This is a genomic window from Negativicutes bacterium, from assembly GCA_018052945.1.
Lineage (GTDB): Bacteria > Bacillota > Negativicutes > JAGPMH01 > JAGPMH01 > JAGPMH01.
In genome coordinates, this window is record JAGPMH010000079.1 from 1 (window position 1) to 3554 (window position 3554).

The 3554-nt window shown below is 33.4% G+C and carries 5 protein-coding genes; 2 read left to right on the forward strand and 3 right to left on the reverse strand.

From position 1 onward, the window contains the following. Positions 1 to 221 precede the first annotated feature (221 nt). Positions 222 to 905 carry a hypothetical protein gene (locus KBI38_08145; protein MBP8630014.1) on the forward strand — a complete coding sequence of 228 codons (684 nt, stop codon included), beginning with the start codon at positions 222 to 224 and terminating at the stop codon, positions 903 to 905. 30 nt (positions 906 to 935) lie between these two features. Here KBI38_08145 and KBI38_08150 read toward each other — a convergent pair whose 3' ends face one another. After that, on the reverse strand, positions 936 to 1400 hold the full coding sequence (locus tag KBI38_08150; GenBank protein MBP8630015.1) for a methylated-DNA--[protein]-cysteine S-methyltransferase: 465 nt from the start codon (positions 1398 to 1400) through the stop codon (positions 936 to 938). Between the two features lie 77 nt (positions 1401 to 1477). On the opposite strand from KBI38_08150, the gene KBI38_08155 reads away from it, so the two are divergent. Next, entirely contained in the window at positions 1478 to 1852 is a 375-nt protein-coding gene (locus tag KBI38_08155; protein ID MBP8630016.1) for a hypothetical protein, read from the forward strand. Positions 1853 to 1885: 33 nt separating this feature from the next. Here the strand turns inward: KBI38_08155 and KBI38_08160 are convergent, their stop codons facing one another. Both KBI38_08160 and KBI38_08165 read right to left on the reverse strand, forming a co-directional pair. Continuing rightward, positions 1886 to 2440, reverse strand: a complete 555-nt coding sequence (locus KBI38_08160; protein MBP8630017.1) for a hypothetical protein — start codon at positions 2438 to 2440, stop codon at positions 1886 to 1888. A gap of 125 nt (positions 2441 to 2565) precedes the next feature. Continuing rightward, positions 2566 to 3459: an EamA family transporter gene (locus KBI38_08165; GenBank protein ID MBP8630018.1), complete on the reverse strand. Its 894-nt coding sequence runs from the start codon at positions 3457 to 3459 to the stop codon at positions 2566 to 2568. Between the last annotated feature and the right edge of the window lie 95 nt (positions 3460 to 3554).

Genomic DNA, 3554 nt, shown 5'->3' on the forward strand with positions numbered 1-3554 from the left:
TAGTATTGGTGTATTAATAAATATTGGACGATATAATGCGAAGTTACGACGTGATAATAAAATGAGCCAAGAACCAGAAGTTATTAAACGCAAGTTAAGGTTAGCGAAAAATTAAAAGAAGCAAATAATTACTATGAAAATAGAATTATTTGCTTTTTTTTTACAAATGGTTTTTAATTATAGTGATAGCAGGAAAATAAAAATCAAAAAGGAGTGTAGTAATGACAGTAGAGCAAAATCAGCAAGAAGAATTACCAACTACAAATAATAACAGAAAGAAAATGTTAGCGTTAATTAGTGTTTTAATAATAGTATTAGCAGGATTAGGGTGGTATTTTTTATACTTTATCAAAACACCGGTCTATTCTTTGAATATTGTTAGAGAAGCGATTGCCAAGCATGACGTTAATAAATTTAATAAGCATGTTGATGTTGATAATATTTTAGCAAAGGGCTATGACGATGCGATCACAGCAATGGTTGATAGTGATAAAAAAATTGATGCTAATACAAAAGTTTTTGTGAAGGGATTATCGCAAATGTTTAAAGCGCCAATTACCGCAATGGCGAAAGAAGGCATCTTAAAATACGTGGAAATTGGTAAATGGCAAGATGAAGCAACCGAGAATCAAGAGGCTGTTGTACCGAACAAAACTGGAATGAATAGTGATAACTTGGTTGATAAAACCGGCTTAAAGGAATCAAAATTTAAAGATATCGCTTATACTAAAATTGATGGTGACATTGCGGTAGTAGGAATAACATTATTTGATGAAAAAATTAACAAAGACTTTATTGCGGAATTAAAAATGAAGAAATTATCAGATGGAACTTGGCAAGTTATAGAATTTGCGAATTTAAAAGAATATATTAATACTGTCCAAGCGGCGAAAAATAATAAGTAACAAACAAAAAAACAGGTTATCTGTCATAGATTACCTGTTTTTTGCTTCTAATCTTAATAGAAATTCTTTTATTTTTAAGCCACCGGCATAACCGACCAAGGTTTGGTCGCTACCAATGACGCGATGACAAGGGATTATTAAGGGTAGCTGGTTTTTATTATTAGCACTACCAACAGCTCGATAGGCGGTGGGGCGGTTAATCAGAGTCGCAATATCTTTGTAAGAGCGAGTTTCGCCATAAGGAATAGTTAGTAAGCTTGACCAAACTTTTTTTTGAAAAGCAGTGCCCTTAGCTTGATACGGAAAAGAAAAAACTTTCAAAGTTCCAGCAAGATAAGCTTGTATTTGGTAAGCGGCTTCTTCTAATAAGGCAGTTTTATGATTGGTAAAATCAAGCGGAGCGTTATTATTAAAATAAAGTTTTGTTATAACATTATTTTCTTGGCAGAGACTGAGCTTACCAATTTCAGTTTCAAAAGAAAAAGCATTTTTCATAAAAGGCCTCCAACGCAAAGGATTTTGCTATTATAGCAAGAATTAGTAGGTATAACTAAGTTAAAGGAGAAATGTTTATGGATAAACTAAGCCGGAAACTTAAATTTATTATAGCATTATTAGGGTGCTTTGTTGTTATTAATTATAATAATAACAGTCAGGCGGCAGGCTGGCAGATTAGATATAATACCGTTATGTCTAATAGCGAAAATGCAGTGTATGAATTGCTTTTTAACGAGGAAACTGTCGATTATATATTGGTGAGCGGTCAGGTTTATGCAGATTTTAAAGCGATTAAGTTTCGCGATAAAACCGCAGTAACGGCAAACTACCTTACGAAAATGTCTAAAGTTCAAATTTATGTTAATAATGAATATTATGGTGCTAGTGATTGCACTTTGGAAGAAGCGATATATCGAGTCGTTAACGTGTATATTTATCATTACTATTAAGAAAAAGGCTGTAGCTTTAATAAGCTACAGCCTTTAAATATTGAGATTTGCAGGATTGTTTTTGGCAATCTCTTGATATAAATTTAGCACTTGGGGATAATTGATAATGAAGTAATTATTGTTGTAACAAATTAATAAGTAGGGAGCATGGGTGTTAAGGTGTTCAAAGACAAAAGCTTTCTGTCCGTTTTTTAGTTCGAAAAATCCTGAATTAAAAGCATAACTGTCAATGCCATGGATTTTATTGATGGGTAACCATTCATCATTAGTGATAAGCGCTATTTGAGCAACATTTAAATTTATTTCTTCCTTCATGACCGGAGATTTTAAGGACAATAAATTATTATCCAGCGTAATCCCAGAGCCGACAATAGAAAAGATGGAAAAGCTGAATTGAAATAAAACACTGAAAATGATAATACTATGCATTATTATCATTATTAATAGTGATTCAGTTTTTTTATAAAGTTTTATTTTCCATAATATCAAGGGTATTAATACTAAAAAAATCATTAATACACTTAATACCGGCCAAGGAAATAGACAGGTTTTAATAGCGGAAAAGCCGTCAATGGTGTATTTTAGCATAACAACATCCTTTACCTTAAAATAAAACTTAAAATTAACGCTACATAATGGTAAATTTCTCTATTTTATACAAAATACCTGCCAGGATATATCCTAAAGACAAGTTTTTTCTGCAATGAAACAGCTTAAGAACGTTTATCAAATAATTTTATTTTTTTTAGGTTGATATTACCAGCAATAATTGACAATAAAATCAGACAGACGCCCACCCATTGTAATAGCGTTACCGTTTCAGCTAAGATCAGGACGGATAAGGTTATTGCTACGGGCAGCTCTATCGCTGATAAAATAGTGCCAAGGCTAGGGCCGATATGTGGTAGGCCGATGGAAAAGAGTAATGGAGGCAAGGCAACTCCAAATAGTCCAAGCACTAGTCCGTAACCCGAGAATTCTTTTAAAACATTAAGATTAATGAAAAGGTTAGGGCTGAATACTAATAATACAAAGATTAAGGCACCGATGGAAATAAGAAAACTTTTTAAGAGTGGTGAGGTCTTGGTTTGTACGACACCACTGAGATAGATTGAGCTGGTATAACTTAATGCTGATAGTAATCCCCACATCAGTCCTTGGCGGGAAAATGATATTGGCGTTGTTGTAAGGGCATTAGCGGCAAGGACTGAACCTACTAATAAGATGATAAGGCAAAATATTTTAGAAAAAGTCGGCTTATTGTTATGAAATAGCCAATCGCAGATAGTTCCTAGCCAAACAAACTGAAATAAAAAAATGATGGCTAGTGAGGCGGATACAGTTTGTAAAGATTGATAATAAAATATTCCGGTTAAGCCAAAGGGAATCCCCAGCGCCATCAGTTTGAGACTTTGTAGTAGGGTGGGAACTTGTTTAGTGTTAAATAAAAAAGTTGTACCGCTGATGATTGTGCCAAAGAAGTATTGCCCGATTGTTACGGCCTCAACACTAAACCCTGCGGCATAAGCAAGTTTTACAAAGGTCGATAATATTCCATAACAACAGCCTCCCAACAAAACAAAAATAGCATATTTAAAATTATGCAAATTTATTCCCCCTTACAAAAATAAAACGCCACAAAATTACCCAAAGGATAATTTTGTGGCGAAAATAGAAATTTCTACAAAAATCCACAACCAAA